The sequence below is a fragment of the Streptomyces hilarionis genome (assembly GCF_024539675.1).
Classification (GTDB): Bacteria; Actinomycetota; Actinomycetes; order Streptomycetales; family Streptomycetaceae; genus Streptomyces; species Streptomyces hilarionis.
The window spans coordinates 1-16,649 of sequence record NZ_JAHHIT010000187.1; the positions used below are offsets into that span (position 1 = coordinate 1).

Below are 16,649 nucleotides of genomic sequence, written 5' to 3' on the forward strand. Positions count from 1 at the left end.
CCCCCACGGTCCGCCCCCGCCCCCACCGAGCCCGACGGGCCGCGGGACGCCGTCGGCGGGGTCCCGTCGGACAAGGCCGCGTCGGACAGGGTCGCGTGGGACAAGGTCGCACCGGGCAACGGGCCGGTGGCCGCGGCCGGGAGCGCCGGCCGGGCGCCCGGCCTCGTGTGGCCCGCGCCCGCGTCCCCGGGAACGGACGCCTCACTGGCGCAGACGCCCCCGTCGGCGGCCTACCCGTCCGACGCGGCGCCGGCGGACGAGGGGGCGGCCGGCGCGGCCGATCCGTGGGCCGCGCCCGGTGGCGCCGAGCCGCACGCGCCCGGTGGCGCCGAGCCGCACGGGCCCGGTGCCGCCGCCGGCCCGGCCCCCGTCGTTCCCGGCCAGGCGCCCCCGTCCGTCCACGACCAGCGGACGGTCACCTCGCTGCCGGCGGCCGGCGGCGCTCCCGGACCCTGGGCCCACCCCTTCGGCGCCCCGCAGGCCGGGCAGCCGCTCGCGTCCTTCCCGCCGCCGAACCCGGCGACCGTCATCGGCGGTCCGCCTCCCAACCCCTTCGCGCCTCCCGCGCAGGCGGTCCCGCCGCCGCCCATCGCCCCCGACGGGCCGGGACAGGTCCCCTACGGCTACCCGGGAGGCTACGGCTACGGCTATCCGCCGCCCCCGCCGCCCTACGCGGGTGCGCCTTACGGCGGAGTCCCGGGCCCGTACGGATGGAACGGCGCCGGGGCAGGCGACGGCAACGGCATGGGCGTCGCCGGGCTCGCGCTCGGGATCCTCGCCGCCGTCCTCTTCTGCGTGTGGCCGCTGGCCGCCGTCCTCGGCATCCTCGGCGTCGTCTTCGGAGCGGTCGGGCGGCGCAGGGCCGGCCGGGGCGAGGCGTCCAACCCGGGCCAGGCGCTGGCCGGCGTCATCTGCGGAGCCGTGGGACTCGTGCTGGCCGTCGCGGTGGGCGTCCTGACGTTCGTGGCTCCCTGAGCCGCCGCCGACCGGCGGGGCGTCGCCCACCGGCGGCGCCCCGCCCGGCCGGCCGGTGCGGGCGGGCTCAGGCGCCGGCCCGCAGCCGCTCTCTCGCCTCCATCAGCGCGAAGCCCAGCAGGTTCGGCCCCCGCCACCGCCGAGGATCCGTCGCGGCCTCGTCGTCCGCGGCCAGTCCGATGCCCCAGACGCGGTCCAGGGGGCTCGCCTCGACCAGCACGCGCGTACCGGTGCCCAGCAGGAACGCGCGCAGCGCGTCGTCCGAGGCGAACTTGTGGACGCTGCCCTCGACGACGATCCCGAACCGCTCCCGCCGCCAGGTCTCCTCGTCGAAGCCGCGCACCAGCCGCCCCTCCTTCTTCGCCTGCGCGGGGGAGCGGGCGGCGAGCGCCCGCCGTTCCGCCTCGGCGTCGCCGAAGAGCCGCGCCTTCCCGGCCATCATCCAGTGCTCGGCCGTCGCGTAGCCGACCCCGTCGACCACGAACGGTGACGGCCACCACTGGCTGAGACAGCTCGCGCCGATCCGCCCGTCCGGCCGCGGCCGGTGGCCCCAGAAGTGCAGGTACTTGATCCTGGCCCCCGCCCGGACCGCGCTGACCAGCGCCTCCCGGTCCTCGATCCGCTCCATGCAGCCGAGCATGGCACGCGCCACTGACACAGCGTCCCCCCTTTTCGACTCCGACTCGACACCTGGTCGACCCTCGCCGACAGATTCCGTCGCGTAACCAAAAGGCAACAACGGAATCACTTGTTGGAGTGCCCTTGCTCTGTCAGGATCGGCAATCAAATCGAGCTGGAGCTACGCCACCCGCTGTCGAACACTTCGGGGCGAAGGCGGAGGAGAGCGACATGCAGGACCGGTTTCCCGCACAGGAACGTTTCTCGGACGGCGCGCAGTACATCGCCGGCCGCCTGACGAAGGGCACGTCCGGCGCCGTCCACACCGTGATCGACCCCGCAACCGGCGAGGAGGTCCTCACCTACGAGCTGGCGGGCGCGGACGACGTCGACGCCGCCGTCGCCGCCGCGCGCGCGGCCTTCCCCGGCTGGTCCGCGGCCACCCCGGGCGAGCGCTCCGACGCGATGCACCGTTTCGCCGCGGTCCTCGCCGACCGGGCCGAGGACCTGGCCCGCGCCGAGTCCCTTCAGTGCGGCAAGCCGCTGAAGCTGACCCGCGAGTTCGACGTCCCGGGGACGATCGACAACACCTCGTTCTTCGCCGGGGCCGCCCGGCACCTCGCGGGCCAGTCGGCCGGCGAGTACTCCGGCGACCACACCTCCTACGTCCGCCGAGAGCCCATCGGCGTCGTCGGCTCCATCGCCCCCTGGAACTACCCCCTCCAGATGGCGGCCTGGAAGATCCTCCCGGCGATCGCCGCGGGCAACACCATCGTGCTCAAGCCCGCCGAGCTCACCCCGCTCACCTCGCTCCTGTTCGCCCGGGCGGCCACCGAGGCCGGCATCCCCGACGGCGTCGTCAACATCGTCACCGGGACCGGGCGCACCGCGGGCGAGCACCTGGTCGGCCACCCCGGTGTGGCGATGACGTCCTTCACCGGCTCCACCGCCGTCGGCAAGCGCGTCGCCGAGGTCGCCACCGCGACCGTCAAGCGGCTGCACCTGGAGCTCGGCGGCAAGGCGCCCCTGCTGGTCTTCGACGACGCCGACCTGGAGGCCGCCGCCAACGGCGCGGTCGCGGGCGCGCTCATCAACACCGGGCAGGACTGCACGGCGGCCACGCGCGCGTACGTGCAGCGCCCGCTCTACGAGGCGTTCGTCGAGCGGACGGCCGCGCTCATGGGAACGGTCCGGGTCGGGGACCCCTTCGCCCCGGGCACCGACCTCGGGCCGCTGGTCTCGCACCAGCAGCGCGACCGGGTCGCCGCCTTCGTCGACCGGGCGCGCGGCTACGCGCGCGTGGTCACCGGCGGCGAGGCGCCCTCGGGTGAGCTGAAGAGCGGCGCGTACTACCTCCCCACGCTGATCGCGGACGCGGCGCAGGACAGTGAGGTCGTCCAGTCCGAGATCTTCGGGCCGGTCCTGGTGGTCCTGCCCTTCGACGGCGACGACGAGGGCATCGCCCTCGCCAACGACACCCCCTACGGGCTGGCCGCCTCCGCGTGGACCCGCGACGTGTTCCGGGCGAACCGGGCGACACGCGAGATCCAGGCCGGATGCGTGTGGATCAACGACCACATCCCGATCATCAGCGAGATGCCGCACGGCGGTTACAAGGCCTCCGGCTTCGGCAAGGACATGTCAGCGTATTCGTTCGAGGAGTACACCCAGGTAAAGCACGTTATGTTCGATAACACGGCGGTTGCCCGCAAGCCCTGGCACCGCACTGTCTTCGGGGACTCATAAGCGACGACGAACGGCCGCGGACCAACGGCCGGACCTCCCGAAAGGGCACCACGCGCATGGAGCAGTACGAGCCCGACCGCACGAGCCAGGCCGAAGCGGCCGCCATACGGCGCAGCTTGCGCAGCGGCAGGGCCGCCATGACCCGCCGGGCGCTGATGGGCGGCGCCCTCGCGGCCGGCGGGGCCGGGGCGCTGAGCGCCTGCGGCATCCCCGCCGCCGGCAAGTCCCAGGGCGGCGTGTCCGCCGACGACCACTCGGCGAAGGAGAAGGTGGTCAGGTTCTCCAACTGGCCCGAGTACATCGACGTCGACGACAGCGGCAAGCACCGCCCCACGCTGGACGCGTTCCGCAAGCAGACGGGGATCTCGGTCGCCTACACCGAGGACATCAACGACAACGACGAGTTCTTCGGCAAGATCCAGCCGCAGCTGGCCGCCGGCCAGGACACCGGACGCGACCTCATCGTCCTCACCGACTGGCTGGCCGCCCGCATGATCCGCCTCGGGTACGTGCAGAAGCTGGACGCCTCCCACCTGCCCCACGCCTTCGCCAACCTGTCCGAGCAGTTCCGCAGCCCCGACTGGGACCCGGGCCGCGCCTACTCGTACCCCTGGCAGGGCATCTCGACGGTCATCGCCTACAACAAGAAGGCGCTGAACGGCGTCGAGGTGAAGTCGGTCTCGGACCTGCTCGACACCCCGGCGCTCAAGGGCCGGGTCGGCCTGCTCACCGAGATGCGCGACACCGTCGGCATGACGATGCTCGACATGGGCAAGGACCCGGCGAAGTTCACCGACGACGACTACGACGCCGTCCTCGCCCGCCTCCAGAAGGCCGTCGACAAGGGGCAGATCCGCCGCTTCACCGGCAACGACTACACGTCCGACCTCAGCAAGGGCGACCTCGCGGCCTGCGTGGCCTGGGGCGGCGACATCGTCCAGCTCCAGGCGGACAACCCCGACGTCGCCTACGTCATCCCGGACAGCGGCTACATGACGTCGACCGACAACATGCTGATCCCCAACAAGGCGCGCCACAAGACGAACGCCGAGCGGCTGATCGACTTCTACTACCAGCCCGAGCCGGCCGCCGAACTCGCCGCGTACATCAACTACGTCAGTCCGGTCGCGGACGTGAAACCGTACCTCGCCAAGATCGACAAGACGGCGGCCGACAACCCGCTGATCCTTCCCGACAAGGCCATGCAGGCGAAGTCCCACGCCTTCCGCTCCCTGAGCTCGAAGGAAGAGGCCGCCTACCAGGCCAAGTTCGCAAAGCTCACTGGGGCGTGACGACGATGAAGACGACCGACAGCGGCAGCGGCGACGTCCGCCTCGCCGGCATCAGCAAGACCTACGGCTCCTTCACCGCCGTGCACCCGCTGGACCTGACCGTCCCGCAGGGCTCCTTCTTCGCCCTGCTCGGCGCCTCCGGCTGCGGCAAGACCACCACCCTGCGCATGATCGCGGGCCTGGAGGAACCCTCCTCCGGGACCGTCCACCTCGGCGACCTCGACGTCACGGCCCTCCCGCCGTACAAGCGCCCGGTGAACACCGTCTTCCAGTCCTACGCCCTCTTCCCGCACCTCGACATCTTCGAGAACGTCGCCTTCGGTCTGCGCCGGCGCGGCATCAAGAGCGTGAAGAAGCAGGTCGAGGACATGCTGGAGCTCGTCCAGCTCGGCGAGCAGGCCCGCAAGAAGCCGCACCAGCTCTCCGGCGGCCAGCAGCAGCGCGTCGCCGTGGCCCGCGCTCTGATCAACCACCCCAAGGTGCTCCTCCTCGACGAGCCCCTCGGCGCCCTCGACCTCAAGCTGCGCCGCCAGATGCAGCTGGAGCTCAAGCGCATCCAGACCGAGGTCGGCATCACCTTCGTGCACGTCACGCACGACCAGGAGGAGGCCATGACGATGGCCGACACGGTCGCGGTGATGAACGCGGGCCGCGTGGAGCAGCTCGGCTCCCCGGCCGACCTCTACGAGAACCCGCAGACCACGTTCGTCGCCAACTTCCTGGGCACCTCCAACCTCATCGAGGCCGAGGTCGACTCCGCGAGCGGCGACGACATCGTCCTGAAGGCGGGCGGCGGCAAGCTGGTGCTGCCCAAGGCGCGCTGCTCCGCGCCGACGACGACCGGCGGGAGGGTGCTGGTCGGCGTCCGTCCGGAGAAGATCTCCCTCAGCCACGCCGACGACGCGGGCGAGATCCCCGAGGGCCGCAACCGCATCACGGGCAGGATCGCCAACTCCTCGTTCATCGGCGTCTCCACGCAGTACGTCATCGACAGCTCGGTCTGCCCCGAGTTCGAGGTCTACGCCCAGAACGTCGAACGCGACGCCCGGCTCGTGCCCGGCGCCGACGTGGTCCTGCACTGGAGCCCGGCGCACACCTTCGGCCTGGACGCGGCGCAGGACATCGACGCCGGCATCCAGGAAGAGGCGGCGGTCTGAGATGGCGACGCTCACCGAGGCGCCCCCGCCTCTGTCCCCGACGGCGCCCGCGAAGAAGCCGCCGCGCAGACGCGGCCGTCTGACGCCGTACTGGCTGCTGCTGCCCGGTCTGCTCTGGCTGGTGGTGTTCTTCGCGCTGCCGATGATCTACCAGGCCTCCACGTCCGTGCAGACGGGCTCCCTGGAGCAGGGCTACAAGGTCACCTGGCACCTCGCGACCTACTGGGACGCCCTCGGCGCCTACTGGCCGCAGTTCCTGCGGTCGGTGCTCTACGCGGGCGCCGCCACGGTCCTGTGCCTGGTGCTCGGCTACCCGCTGGCCTATCTGATCGCCTTCCGCGCCGGACGCTGGCGCAACCTGATCATGATCCTGGTGATCGCCCCCTTCTTCACCAGCTTCCTGATCCGCACCCTGGCCTGGAAGACGATCCTCGCGGACGGCGGTCCCGTCGTCGGCGCCCTGAACACCCTGCACGTCCTCGACGTCACCAGCTGGCTCGGCTGGACGGCCGGGGACCGGGTCCTCGCCACACCGCTCGCGGTCGTCTGCGGTCTGACGTACAACTTCCTGCCGTTCATGATCCTTCCGCTGTACTCCTCGCTGGAGCGCATCGACGGACGGCTGCACGAGGCGGCGGGCGACCTGTACGCGCGTCCGTCCACCGTCTTCCGCAAGGTCACCTTCCCGCTGTCGATGCCGGGCGTGGTCTCCGGAACGCTGCTGACGTTCATCCCGGCGTCCGGCGACTACGTCAACGCGGAGCTCCTCGGCTCGACCGACACCCGCATGATCGGCAACGTGATCCAGACGCAGTTCCTGCGCGTGCTGGACTACCCGACGGCCGCGGCCCTCTCCTTCATCCTCATGGCAGCGATCCTCCTCATGGTCACCTTCTACATCCGCAGGTCCGGGACGGAGGATCTGGTCTAAATGCCCTTCGTCAACTGGCTCAAGCGCCATTTCGTGGTCATCGCGGGACTTCTGACGCTCGCGTACCTCCTCCTGCCGAACGTCGTCGTCACGGTGTTCTCCTTCAACAAGCCCAAGGGCCGCTTCAACTACGAGTGGCAGCAGTTCTCCACGGACGCCTGGAAGGACCCGTGCGGGGTCGCCGGCATGTGCGGCTCGCTGTCGCTCAGCCTCCAGATCGCCGTCTGGGCGACCGTGGGCGCCACCCTCCTCGGCACGATGATCGCCTTCGCGCTGGTGCGTTACCGCTTCCGCGCGCGGGGCGCCGTCAACTCGCTGATCTTCCTGCCGATGGCCATGCCCGAGGTCGTCATGGCGGCCTCGCTGCTCACCCTGTTCCTCAACCTGGGCGCCCAGCTGGGATTCTGGACGATCCTCATCGCCCACGTCATGTTCTGCCTGAGCTTCGTCGTGACGGCCGTGAAGGCACGCGTGATGTCCATGGATCCGCGCCTGGAACAGGCCGCCCAGGACCTCTACGCCGGGCCCGCGCAGACGTTCCTGCGGGTCACCCTGCCGATCGCCGCCCCCGGAATCGCCGCGGGCGCGCTGCTCGCCTTCGCGCTCTCCTTCGACGACTTCATCATCACCAACTTCAACGCGGGCTCCACCGTCACGTTCCCCATGTTCGTCTGGGGCTCGGCTCAGCGCGGGACGCCCGTCCAGATCAACGTCATCGGCACGGCCATGTTCCTCGTCGCCGTGGCCCTCGTCCTGACGTCGATGGTCATCGGCAACCGCCGCAACAAGCAGAAGGCGTGAGCCTGCGCAGCATTCCGTAGGGAGTTGACATCATGGCCCCGAGCGCCATGAACCGGTGGACCACCGCTCTTTCCGACGCCCAGCCGGCCCCGTTCTGGCTGGAGGACCCGGGCCGGCCCCGCCCCGAGGCCGCGCTCACCGGCCCCGAGACCTGCGACCTGCTGGTCGTCGGCGGCGGCTACAGCGGTCTGTGGACCGCGCTCGTCGCCAAGGAGCGCGAACCGCAGCGCGACGTCGTCCTGCTGGAGGGGCGGGAAGTGGGCTGGGCCGCCTCCGGCCGCAACGGGGGGTTCTGCGCGGCCTCCCTCACCCACGGGGCGGCCAACGGGCTCACCCGCTGGCCGGACGAGATCCACCGGCTCCAGGAGCTCGGGACGCGCAACCTCGACGAGATCGAGGCGGCGGTCGCCCGGCACGGCATCGACTGCGACTTCGAGCGCACCGGCGAGATCGACGTCGCCACCGAGGAGTACCAGGCGCGCGAACTGCGCGACTGGTACGAGGAGCTCGACCGCCGCGGCCTCGGCGACGGCCTCGAGTACCTCGACGCCGACGCGGTGCGCGAGCAGGTCGCCTCGCCCACCTTCGAGGCCGGCCTGTACGACCGGCGGGGCGTCGCCATGCTCCACCCGGCGAAGCTCGCCTGGGGCCTGAAGGCGGCCTGTCTGCGGCTCGGGGTGCGCGTGTACGAGCACACCCCCGCGCTGGACCTGAAGCCGCACGGCGGCGCCATGGCCGTCCGCACCCCGTACGGGCAGGTCCGCGCCCGGCAGGTCGCCCTGGGGACGAACATCTTCCCCAGCCTGGTGCGGCGGGTGCGGTCGTACACCGTGCCGGTGTACGACTACGCGCTGATGACCGAGCCGCTGACCGCCGGGCAGCTCGACTCGATCGGCTGGAAGAACCGGCAGGGGCTCGGGGACTCGGCCAACCAGTTCCACTACTTCCGGCTGTCGGCCGACAACCGGATCCTGTGGGGCGGGTACGACGCCGTCTACCCCTACGGGGGCCGGGTCCGCGCCGAGTACGACGACCGGCCGCAGACGTACGCCAAGCTCGCCGAGCACTTCTTCCGCTGCTTCCCCCAGCTGGAGGACGTCCGCTTCACCCACGCGTGGGGCGGGGCCATCGACACCTGCTCGCGCTTCTCGGCGTTCTTCGGCACGGCCCACCGGGGCAGGGTGGCCTACGCGGCCGGGTACACCGGGCTGGGTGTCGGGGCGACCCGGTTCGGCGCCGAGGTGATGCTGGACCTGCTGTCCGGGGAGAGCACCGAGCGGACGTCGCTGGAGATGGTCCGCAGGAAGCCGCTGCCCTTCCCGCCCGAGCCGTTCGCCTGGACCGGCATCGCCCTCACCAAGTGGTCGCTGGCCCGGGCCGACGCGCACGGCGGACGGCGCAACCTGTGGCTGCGGACGATGGACCGGCTGGGCCTGGGCTTCGACAGCTGACCGCTCCGGTGGACGCCGGGCCGGTTCACTCCAACGGGTTGCCCGAACCCGCGTAATGCCCGACGGGGACCTCCCTCTCCCCGGTGACGCGACCGCGTCCACTGGTGAAGGGGAGGTCTTCTCATGGCTGGGGCGAAGACGGCCGTCGAATGGCTGGCATCGGTCGCACCGGATCCCGAGGCGTGCCGCTGGGAGTGGGAGCGCAACCCCCTGGGAGTGGCGCTGCTGCCCGCGGGCAGGGCGTGGGACGTGCTCATCCTCCCGGGCGGGCTCGGCTATCCCACCCTCGACGTGCTCACCCGGATCCTCGACCGGCCGGGCCCGGTGCTCGTCGACTTCGGGGACGACCGCATGGGCTTCTTCGTGGCGCCCGGGACGGCCGCCCGCTGGCTCGGCACCGGCATCCGCACGGCCGGGACGGGCACCTGGATCGTCGTGCCCTACCCGGGCCGCTCGACCGGGACCGTGCGCTGGCTGGTCCCCCCGGACGGCACCGGAACCCTGACCGACCCCGCGCTCCTCGAACTGGCGATGCACGAGGCGGCGGCCGCCCTCGCGGACGGAGGAGCCGACTGACGGCCGGGGCCCGCGCGGTCCCGTGGCCGGTCGCGGGGCCGGCGGACCTGCCCCGAGGGCTTCGCGCCGCCCCGGCGGCCGGGGCCTGCGGCGACGGCGCGCCCTGCGTCGGACGGGGCTCAGTCCGGCGAGGTCGTCTTCAGGGCCAGCCACAGTTCCATGCGGACGTCCGGATCGTCGAGGGAGCGCCCGAGGATCTCCTCCACCCGCCGCATGCGGTAGCGCAGGGTGTGACGGTGGACGCCCAGGTCGGCCGCCGCCGCGTCCCACTGGCCGTGCCGGGACAGCCAGGCCCGCAGGGAGGCCACCAGGTCGCCGCGACCGGTCGCGTCGTGTTCGTGCAGCGCCCGCAGCAGGCCGTCCGCGAACGCCTTCACCGCGTCGTCCGCCAGCAGGGGCAGCACCGAACCCGCCGCGAGCTGCTCGTGCTCCACGAAGAACCGGCCCCGGCGCCGCGCCACGGACAGCGCCTGTTCGGCCTGCCGGTAGGCCGCCGTCGCCGCGATCGGCCCGGCCGGCGCCGACAGCCCCACGACCAGCTCGGGCTGGTCGCCGGCCCCGGGCGCGACGCCGTCGTCCGCCCGCGCGCCCTCGCGCGCCGTGGCGTACCGCGCGCACGCCGCCGCGGCCGCACCCCCGTCCCTGACCAGCGCCGTCAGCCGCTCGCCGTCGGGAACCGCCAGCACGGCCTCCCCGGCGCGGGCGGCCGCCGACTCGATCGCCTCGACCAGGCCGCCGAAGGGGTCCGAGGCCGGGGCGGCCGCGAGCGCCCCGCGCGCGTGCGGCCCCTCGGCGGCGCCCGCGGCGCCTCGCGCCGACGGTTCCGCAGCCGTCCGCGCGGTCGACGGCGCCTCGGCGACGATCACCCGGAAGGGCGCGTCGAGCAGATCGCCGTACAGGTCCCCGGCGACGGCCCGCGCGTGGTCGGGCTCGCCGGCCAGCAGCATGCGCAGCACCGCCGCGCCGATCCGCTGCTGTGCCGCGTGCAGCGGACGGGAGCGTTCCGTGGTCAGGGTCAGCAGGGCGATGGCCGAGTGGACGGCGTACCGCTCCGCCGTGCCGGGGGCCGACGCGGTGCCGACGGCGAGCGCCGCGCGCGGGCGCCGGCCGGTGCCCAGGGAGTGCAGTTCGATCCGGTCGTCGTCGCGGTCCTCGTGCTCGGGGTGGTCCGCCGCGCCGCTGCCGACCACCGCCGAGGCGGGCGCCGGCCGCTCCCGCAGCCGCTCCACCTCCGCGGTGAGCCGCGCCGCCCGCCGGCCCGCCCACTCGGGCGCGGCCGCCACCACGGCGCCCGAGGCGTCGTAGAGGGCCGCCCACCCGTCCACCTGCGCGGCGAGCGCGCCGAGCAGTCCCTCGGGGCCCTCGGTCAGCGCCTGCCGGGTCAGCTCCCGCTGGGCCGCGAACCCGGCCGTCACCGCCCGGTACTGGTCCGCGGCGATCGCCGCCGACACCGCCTTGCTGATGGCGAGGAAGGGCGTGCGGCGCGGCACCTCCAGCAGCGGCAGGCCCTCCTCCGCGGCCGCGTCCAGCAGCGCCGCCGGGATCTGCTCGTAGTGGACGCCCACGGCGAAGCCCAGCCCGACCACGCCCGCCTTGACCAGCCGTCGCACATAGCGCCGCATGGTCTCCGGGTCCTCGGCGTCCAGCTTCAGCGCGGTGATCAGCAGCAGCTCCCCGCCCTCCATGTAGGGCACCGGGTCCGCGAGCTCGCTGGCGTGCGCCCAGCGCACCGGCACGTCCAGGCGGTCCCCGCCCGCCCGCACGGTCAGCTTCAGCGCGGAGTGGTGGGCGAGCGAGGCGAGCGTGAGAGGCATGGGGCCTTCAGGTCGAGGAGACGAGCGAGCGGCGGGGCCGGTGTCGGCGGATGATCTTTTGGCCGCTTCGTATGAAGGGCCTGTGCCGATTCTGCCTCACTGTAAGGGCTCGGGGGCGTCCCTTCAGCTCCGCAGATCCACCAGCAGCGGCGGCGTGTGCTCGCCCCCGACGCTGGTGAGGGACAGCACCGCGTGCCCGGGCGGGACCTCGTGCGCCAGCTGCGACGCCGACCACCGCTCCCGCTCGACCTGGCGCACGGTCACCGCGTCCGTGGTCACCGCGTTGCCGGTGACCAGTTTGCGCAGCGCGTGGATGGCCCGGGTCATCGGCTGGTCGGCGAACACGGTGTGCTTGGCGACCTCCGTGGTCTCCACCCACTCCGTGCCCCAGGTCTGCGCGAACCTCCCGCCGTCCCAGGTCGTGATCCCGGAGAACGCCATCCGGCAGCCGACGGCCCCGTAGAGCGGCCCGTGCAGGGCCTCGGGGACGTCGCCGACGCTGCGCAGGGCGAGCACCACGCCCGCGTTCTGCGAGCGCAGCCGCTGGAGCCGGCGCACCGACCCGTCGGTGACGGCCCCCGTGGCGTCGTCCAGGACCAGACAGGCGAAGTGCTCGTGCCGCTCGCGCACGACGGTGTGGAACTGCGCGAGGACCAGCCGGGTGATCAGCCGGCCGGCCTCCTCGTGGCCGCGTTCGGGCAGGTCGATCCGCACCCGGAGCGGATGGTGGGCGACGGCGCGCAGCGAGAACGTCCGGTGCGCGTCGCCGTCCGCGCCGAAGAAGCCCGCGAACGCCGGCCGGCTCAGCAGCGCCAGCCGGTCGGCGAGCGCGCGGCCCGGGTCGCCCGGTGTGCCCGTCTGCCGCACACGCGCCTGCAACTCGCGCCGCATCACCTCGTCCCCGGCCACCGCCTCGCGCAGCGCGGACAGCGCGCCGGGCTCACCCTCCAGCAGCTCGCGCAGCTCGGCGAGGGCGGGGAAGCGTCCGTGCGCCGCACGGTAGGGGCCGAGCAGCTGGGCCAGCGCCGTGGCCGCGCTCTGCGCGCCCACCGAGTCGAGGTCGCCGACCAGCGCCTCGGCGAGCACGGCGGCCGCCTCGTCCGGGTCGTCGCAGCCCGCGTACGGGTCGAGGTCGTGCACCGACGAGGGGTCGCCGATCCGCACGATCACGTCGAACGCGGAGTCGGAGGCGAGCGGGCCGCCGCCGGGCGCGGACACGGCGACGACGGCGCACGTCCCGGTCAGCGCCTGTAGGGCCAGCGCCTCGGTCAGCGGCTCGGTCAGCGTGCGCGTCTTGCCCGAGCCCGACGGTCCGACCGCCAGCAGGGAGGTGCCCAGCAGGTCGGGTCCGAGCGCGGCTCCCGCGTCGTGATAGGCCGGCGGGGTGCGCTCGGAGGCCACCCAGCGGCCGATGCGCACCTGCCCGGCGAGCAGGTCGTGGCGCGCCGCGCGCCGGGGCAGGTCGCGGTCGCCGGAGGGGTGCGTCCAGGCCGCGCCGCCCTGCCGCAGCACGGTCTCCCGGAAGTCCCCTAGCCCCGCGCTCCACGCCTGGCGCACCCGCACGCAGTCCACGTCGTTCATCCGGCCCGCGGCGACCTCGCCGGTGAGCAGGTCGGCCGCCTCGTGCTGCCCGGCGTCGCGCAGCTCGGGCCACTGCGAGCGGGGCCGCTCGGCCGGGGGCACGCCGGGCACGGGGCCGGCCTGCCGGGCGGCGAGCCGCTCCCTGGCGTACGGCAGCCAGCCCCCGACCCGCGCGAACGGCCAGACCACCAGCGCCGTGACGACGGCGTACAGCGCGTTCGTGAACAGCGGGGAGGCGAACAGCTCGTAGCCGCCGGAGACCAGCACGATCAGCGAGAACAGCGGGTCGATCACCGGCAGCGCGTCCCAGCCGACGCCGAAGGCGCCGGGGAAGACGAAGCTCAGCGCGGCCAGCGCCGCCAGCAGGGCGATCAGGGCCCGCGCGGGCTGCGGCCGCCGGCCGACGAAGTGCCGCACCACGTGCGGCCAGCTGCCCAGCCGGCCCATGGCGTAGAGCAGGACGGCGAAGAAGACGCCGTCGTAGACCACCCGCGCCTCGGCGCCGTCCATGGTCTTGGGGGAGGCGATCGTGCCGCCCCACCACCAGTCGCCGGGGGTGAACAGCCGCAGCAGGGTGAACTGGTACGGCAGCGCGCCCCGCCGCCACAGCGACCACAGAACCAGCGCGATCACCAGCGGGACCAGCATGCCGACGACGGTCACCGGCGCGAGGCGTTCCGAGGCCCGCGGCGGCGCGGGGGGCCGGTGGCCGAACCGCCAGATCCCCGGCCGGGACGCCGGACGCGCCTCGTCGAGCCAGGCGGCGACGGCGGACGCGGCCCGCGGCGCGTGCTCGGCGGCCGGAGGCACGCCCGGCACGCCCGGCGCACGGGTCGGCCGCGGGGGAGCCGGCGGCGGGTGCGCGGGCCCCGCCGGGCGCGGCACAGGATTCGCATGCGTACCCCGCGCGTCCTGCGTCCCGTCGCTGTCCATCGCCCTTGCCCCCTGACCAGCCGTTCCGTCCGACATCAGCGAGTCAATCTAACGCGCCCGCAACGGGAGTTCACCGCTTACGCGGCCGCGCCCGCGAGGACGGTCCGTGTTCGGCACTGTCCACGACGGACAACCCGTCCCTCCGACACCGCCCACATGGAGCATGCCCACCCCCCGTCCGCCGTCCTAGCCTGCGAGAAAAGGGAAAAGCGTCCGCAAAGACCCGTTCGCAGAACCACAGGAGCCCGTCATGACCGCCCTTCCGCAGGAGCGCCGCGTCGTCACCGCCATCCCCGGCCCGAAGTCGCAGGAACTTCAGGCCCGCCGTACCGCCGCGGTGGCGGCCGGCGTGGGCTCGGTGCTCCCCGTCTTCACCACGCGCGCGGGCGGCGGCATCATCGAGGACGTCGACGGCAACCGTCTGATCGACTTCGGCTCCGGCATCGCGGTGACCTCCGTCGGCGCCTCCGCCGAGGCCGTCGTGCGCCGGGCCACCGCCCAGCTCGCCGACTTCACCCACACCTGTTTCATGGTCACCCCCTACGAGGGCTACGTGGCGGTCGCCGAGGCGCTCGCCGAGCTGACCCCGGGCGACCACGCCAAGAAGTCCGCGCTGTTCAACTCGGGCGCCGAGGCCGTCGAGAACGCCGTCAAGATCGCGCGTGCGTACACCAAGCGCCAGGCCGTCGTCGTCTTCGACCACGGTTACCACGGGCGCACCAACCTCACCATGGCCCTGACGGCGAAGAACATGCCGTACAAGCACGGCTTCGGCCCGTTCGCCCCCGAGGTCTACCGCGTCCCGGTCGCCTACGGCTACCGCTGGCCCACCGGCCCCGAGAACGCGGGCCCCGAGGCCGCCGCGCAGGCCATCGACCAGATCACCAAGCAGGTCGGCGCGGACAACGTGGCCGCGATCATCATCGAGCCGCTGCTCGGCGAGGGCGGCTTCATCGAGCCGGCCAAGGGCTTCCTGCCGGCCGTCCGCGAGTTCGCCTCCGCCAACGGCATCGTCTTCGTCGCCGACGAGATCCAGTCCGGCTTCTGCCGCACCGGCCAGTGGTTCGCCTGCGAGGACGAGGGCATCGTCCCGGACCTGATCACCACGGCCAAGGGCATCGCCGGCGGGCTGCCGCTCGCCGCCGTCACCGGCCGCGCCGAGATCATGGACGCCGCCCACGCGGGCGGCCTGGGCGGCACCTACGGCGGCAACCCGGTCGCCTGCGCGGGCGCGCTCGGCGCGATCGAGACGATGAAGGAGCTCGACCTCAACGCCCGGGCCCGGCACATCGAGGCCGTCATGAAGGGCCGTCTGACGGCCATGGCCGAGAAGTTCGATGTCATCGGCGACGTCCGCGGACGCGGCGCCATGATCGCGGTCGAGCTCGTCAAGGACCGTGCGACGAAGGAGCCGAACCCCGAGGCCACCGCCGCCCTGGCCAAGGCCTGCCACCAGGAGGGCCTGCTGGTCCTGACCTGCGGCACCTACGGCAACGTGCTGCGCTTCCTGCCCCCGCTGGTCATCGGCGACGACCTGCTCGGCGAGGGTCTGGACATCATCGAGCAGGCTTTCGCGCGCATCTGAGCGGCCCCACCGCACACCTGTCTCCCTGTGCCCGCACAGGGTGTGAAGAACGTGTGCGAGGAGGATGGCGGGACGGGATACGGCCTGTCGTAGCGCCTGTCCCTGCCGTAGGTTCTACCCAGATGAGAGATACACCCCGTCCACAGGGGACTGTGGACGGACGCCGGGCCGGGGCCTCCCCAGCTTCGACCCGGTCGTGCCCTCGCGCACACACCCGGAGTCTCCGGCTCCGGAAATCTCCACACCGATCGGACGGTCGTCCGCCCCAAACCCCCCGGGGCGGCCGACGACCCGGTCCGGACGGCCACCCCGGAACCACCCCCCCCTGTTCCGGGGTGGCCGACCTCCTTCTCTGGTGCGAACCACGAAAAGCGGACCCCGGATGCGTCCGGGGTCCTTTTCGTTCCCGGTCCGGCTCCGCCCCGCTGCTGACAAGCTGGGGTCCATGCCGTCCCGACCGAGCCGCGCCCTCCTCGGCCTCCTGCCTCCCGCCGTCCTCTTCGCGCTGATCACCTGGCAGGTGGCCGCCGACGGGCCGCTCGTGGCCGCCGACGAGCGCCTCAGCCACGCACTGGTCCGCCCCGGCCGGGCCGGCGAGCTGTTGGCGGACCTGGGGAACGTGCAGGTCGCGGTGCCCGTCCTGGTGCTGGCGGCGGCGTGGACGGCGTGGCGGGGCCGGGGCGCGGGCCGCCCGCGATGGTGGGTCCCGCCCCTCGCCGCGCTGTGCCTGATGGCGCTGGTGCCGCTGATCGTCGTCCCCCTGAAGGAGTGGATCGACCGGCCCGGCACTCCCGCCGTGCCGCCGGCCACCGGCTACTACCCGTCCGGGCACACGGCGACGGCGGCCGTCGCCTACGGCGCGGCGGTGCTGGTCGCGCTGCCGTGGCTGCGCTCGTCGCGCGCCCGCCGGGCGGCCGTCGCCACGGGCGCGCTCCTCGTCCTGGCCGTCTCCTTCGGACTGGTCCGGCGCGGCTACCACTGGCCGTCGGACGTCGTGGCGAGCTGGTGCCTGGGCGCGGTGCTGCTCGGCGCGCTGCGACTCCTCCTGCGCCGGGAACGGGAACGGGAGCGGGACCCCGGGCCGGACCCGAGGGAGGAGCCGGGAGACGAGGAGCAACGGGAACCGGAACGGGACCGGGGGAGGCCCTGCACGGGGCCGAAGGCGTCCGGCGGGGGAGCGGGGGTGTCC

13 protein-coding genes are annotated in these 16,649 nt (G+C 73.3%); 10 read left to right on the forward strand and 3 right to left on the reverse strand.

The features are described 5' to 3' along the window. Nucleotides 1-975, forward strand: a 975-nt coding sequence (locus tag KMS84_RS33280) for a hypothetical protein (protein ID WP_256920246.1), incomplete at its 5' end; no start/stop codon positions are given. 67 nt (nucleotides 976-1,042) lie between these two features. Here KMS84_RS33280 and ybiA read toward each other — a convergent pair. Then, nucleotides 1,043-1,633, reverse strand: coding sequence for a riboflavin biosynthesis intermediates N-glycosidase (ybiA, locus tag KMS84_RS33285; protein WP_256920247.1), 591 nt, complete (start codon nucleotides 1,631-1,633; stop codon nucleotides 1,043-1,045). A 191-nt stretch (nucleotides 1,634-1,824) separates the two neighbouring features. Between ybiA and KMS84_RS33290 the strand changes: the two genes are divergently transcribed. The 7 genes from KMS84_RS33290 to KMS84_RS33320 all read left to right on the forward strand — a co-directional run bounded on the left by KMS84_RS33290 (nucleotide 1,825) and on the right by KMS84_RS33320 (nucleotide 9,547). After that, nucleotides 1,825-3,339 carry a gamma-aminobutyraldehyde dehydrogenase gene (locus KMS84_RS33290; protein WP_256920248.1) on the forward strand — a complete coding sequence of 505 codons (1,515 nt, stop codon included), beginning with the start codon at nucleotides 1,825-1,827 and terminating at the stop codon, nucleotides 3,337-3,339. A gap of 56 nt (nucleotides 3,340-3,395) precedes the next feature. Next, nucleotides 3,396-4,631 (forward strand): ABC transporter substrate-binding protein, encoded by a 1,236-nt coding sequence (locus tag KMS84_RS33295; protein ID WP_256920249.1) that lies wholly within the window; start codon nucleotides 3,396-3,398, stop codon nucleotides 4,629-4,631. Nucleotides 4,632-4,636: 5 nt separating this feature from the next. Further along, nucleotides 4,637-5,788: an ABC transporter ATP-binding protein gene (locus KMS84_RS33300; protein ID WP_256920250.1), complete on the forward strand. Its 1,152-nt coding sequence runs from the start codon at nucleotides 4,637-4,639 to the stop codon at nucleotides 5,786-5,788. Between the two features lies 1 nt (nucleotide 5,789). After that, a complete protein-coding gene (locus KMS84_RS33305; RefSeq protein ID WP_256920251.1) occupies nucleotides 5,790-6,719 on the forward strand; it encodes an ABC transporter permease in 930 nt (309 codons plus the stop codon). Beyond that, the gene (locus KMS84_RS33310; RefSeq protein WP_256920252.1) at nucleotides 6,720-7,520 is read left to right on the forward strand and encodes an ABC transporter permease; all 801 of its coding nucleotides are present in this window, start codon (nucleotides 6,720-6,722) and stop codon (nucleotides 7,518-7,520) included. Between the two features lie 32 nt (nucleotides 7,521-7,552). Next, nucleotides 7,553-8,971 (forward strand): NAD(P)/FAD-dependent oxidoreductase, encoded by a 1,419-nt coding sequence (locus KMS84_RS33315; protein WP_256920253.1) that lies wholly within the window; start codon nucleotides 7,553-7,555, stop codon nucleotides 8,969-8,971. 123 nt (nucleotides 8,972-9,094) lie between these two features. Continuing rightward, complete coding sequence (locus tag KMS84_RS33320) at nucleotides 9,095-9,547, forward strand: bifunctional DNA primase/polymerase (protein ID WP_256920254.1); 453 nt, start codon at nucleotides 9,095-9,097, stop codon at nucleotides 9,545-9,547. 119 nt (nucleotides 9,548-9,666) lie between these two features. Here KMS84_RS33320 and KMS84_RS33325 read toward each other — a convergent pair whose 3' ends face one another. Both KMS84_RS33325 and KMS84_RS33330 read right to left on the reverse strand, forming a co-directional pair. Further along, nucleotides 9,667-11,361: a PucR family transcriptional regulator gene (locus tag KMS84_RS33325; protein WP_256920255.1), complete on the reverse strand. Its 1,695-nt coding sequence runs from the start codon at nucleotides 11,359-11,361 to the stop codon at nucleotides 9,667-9,669. 123 nt (nucleotides 11,362-11,484) lie between these two features. After that, on the reverse strand, nucleotides 11,485-13,875 hold the full coding sequence (locus KMS84_RS33330; protein ID WP_256920256.1) for an ATP/GTP-binding protein: 2,391 nt from the start codon (nucleotides 13,873-13,875) through the stop codon (nucleotides 11,485-11,487). A 250-nt stretch (nucleotides 13,876-14,125) separates the two neighbouring features. Here KMS84_RS33330 and gabT point away from each other — a divergent pair, with 250 nt between their 5' ends. After that, on the forward strand, nucleotides 14,126-15,460 hold the full coding sequence (gabT, locus tag KMS84_RS33335; RefSeq protein ID WP_256920257.1) for a 4-aminobutyrate--2-oxoglutarate transaminase: 1,335 nt from the start codon (nucleotides 14,126-14,128) through the stop codon (nucleotides 15,458-15,460). Nucleotides 15,461-15,905: 445 nt separating this feature from the next. After that, on the forward strand, nucleotides 15,906-16,649 hold a 744-nt coding region (locus KMS84_RS33340), incomplete at its 3' end, for a phosphatase PAP2 family protein (protein ID WP_306425511.1).

Bases quoted from the DNA above. Each gene is read 5' to 3' on its own strand.
- KMS84_RS33300 (WP_256920250.1), top strand. From the start codon at position 4,637: ATGAAGACGACCGACAGCGGCAGCGGCGACGTCCGCCTCGCCGGCATC.
- KMS84_RS33290 (WP_256920248.1), top strand. From the start codon at position 1,825: ATGCAGGACCGGTTTCCCGCACAGGAACGTTTCTCGGACGGCGCGCAG.
- KMS84_RS33315 (WP_256920253.1), top strand. From the start codon at position 7,553: ATGGCCCCGAGCGCCATGAACCGGTGGACCACCGCTCTTTCCGACGCC.
- KMS84_RS33330 (WP_256920256.1), bottom strand. From the start codon at position 13,875: ATGGACAGCGACGGGACGCAGGACGCGCGGGGTACGCATGCGAATCCT.
- KMS84_RS33305 (WP_256920251.1), top strand. From the start codon at position 5,790: ATGGCGACGCTCACCGAGGCGCCCCCGCCTCTGTCCCCGACGGCGCCC.
- KMS84_RS33295 (WP_256920249.1), top strand. From the start codon at position 3,396: ATGGAGCAGTACGAGCCCGACCGCACGAGCCAGGCCGAAGCGGCCGCC.
- gabT (WP_256920257.1), top strand. From the start codon at position 14,126: ATGACCGCCCTTCCGCAGGAGCGCCGCGTCGTCACCGCCATCCCCGGC.
- KMS84_RS33320 (WP_256920254.1), top strand. From the start codon at position 9,095: ATGGCTGGGGCGAAGACGGCCGTCGAATGGCTGGCATCGGTCGCACCG.
- KMS84_RS33325 (WP_256920255.1), bottom strand. From the start codon at position 11,361: ATGCCTCTCACGCTCGCCTCGCTCGCCCACCACTCCGCGCTGAAGCTG.
- KMS84_RS33310 (WP_256920252.1), top strand. From the start codon at position 6,720: ATGCCCTTCGTCAACTGGCTCAAGCGCCATTTCGTGGTCATCGCGGGA.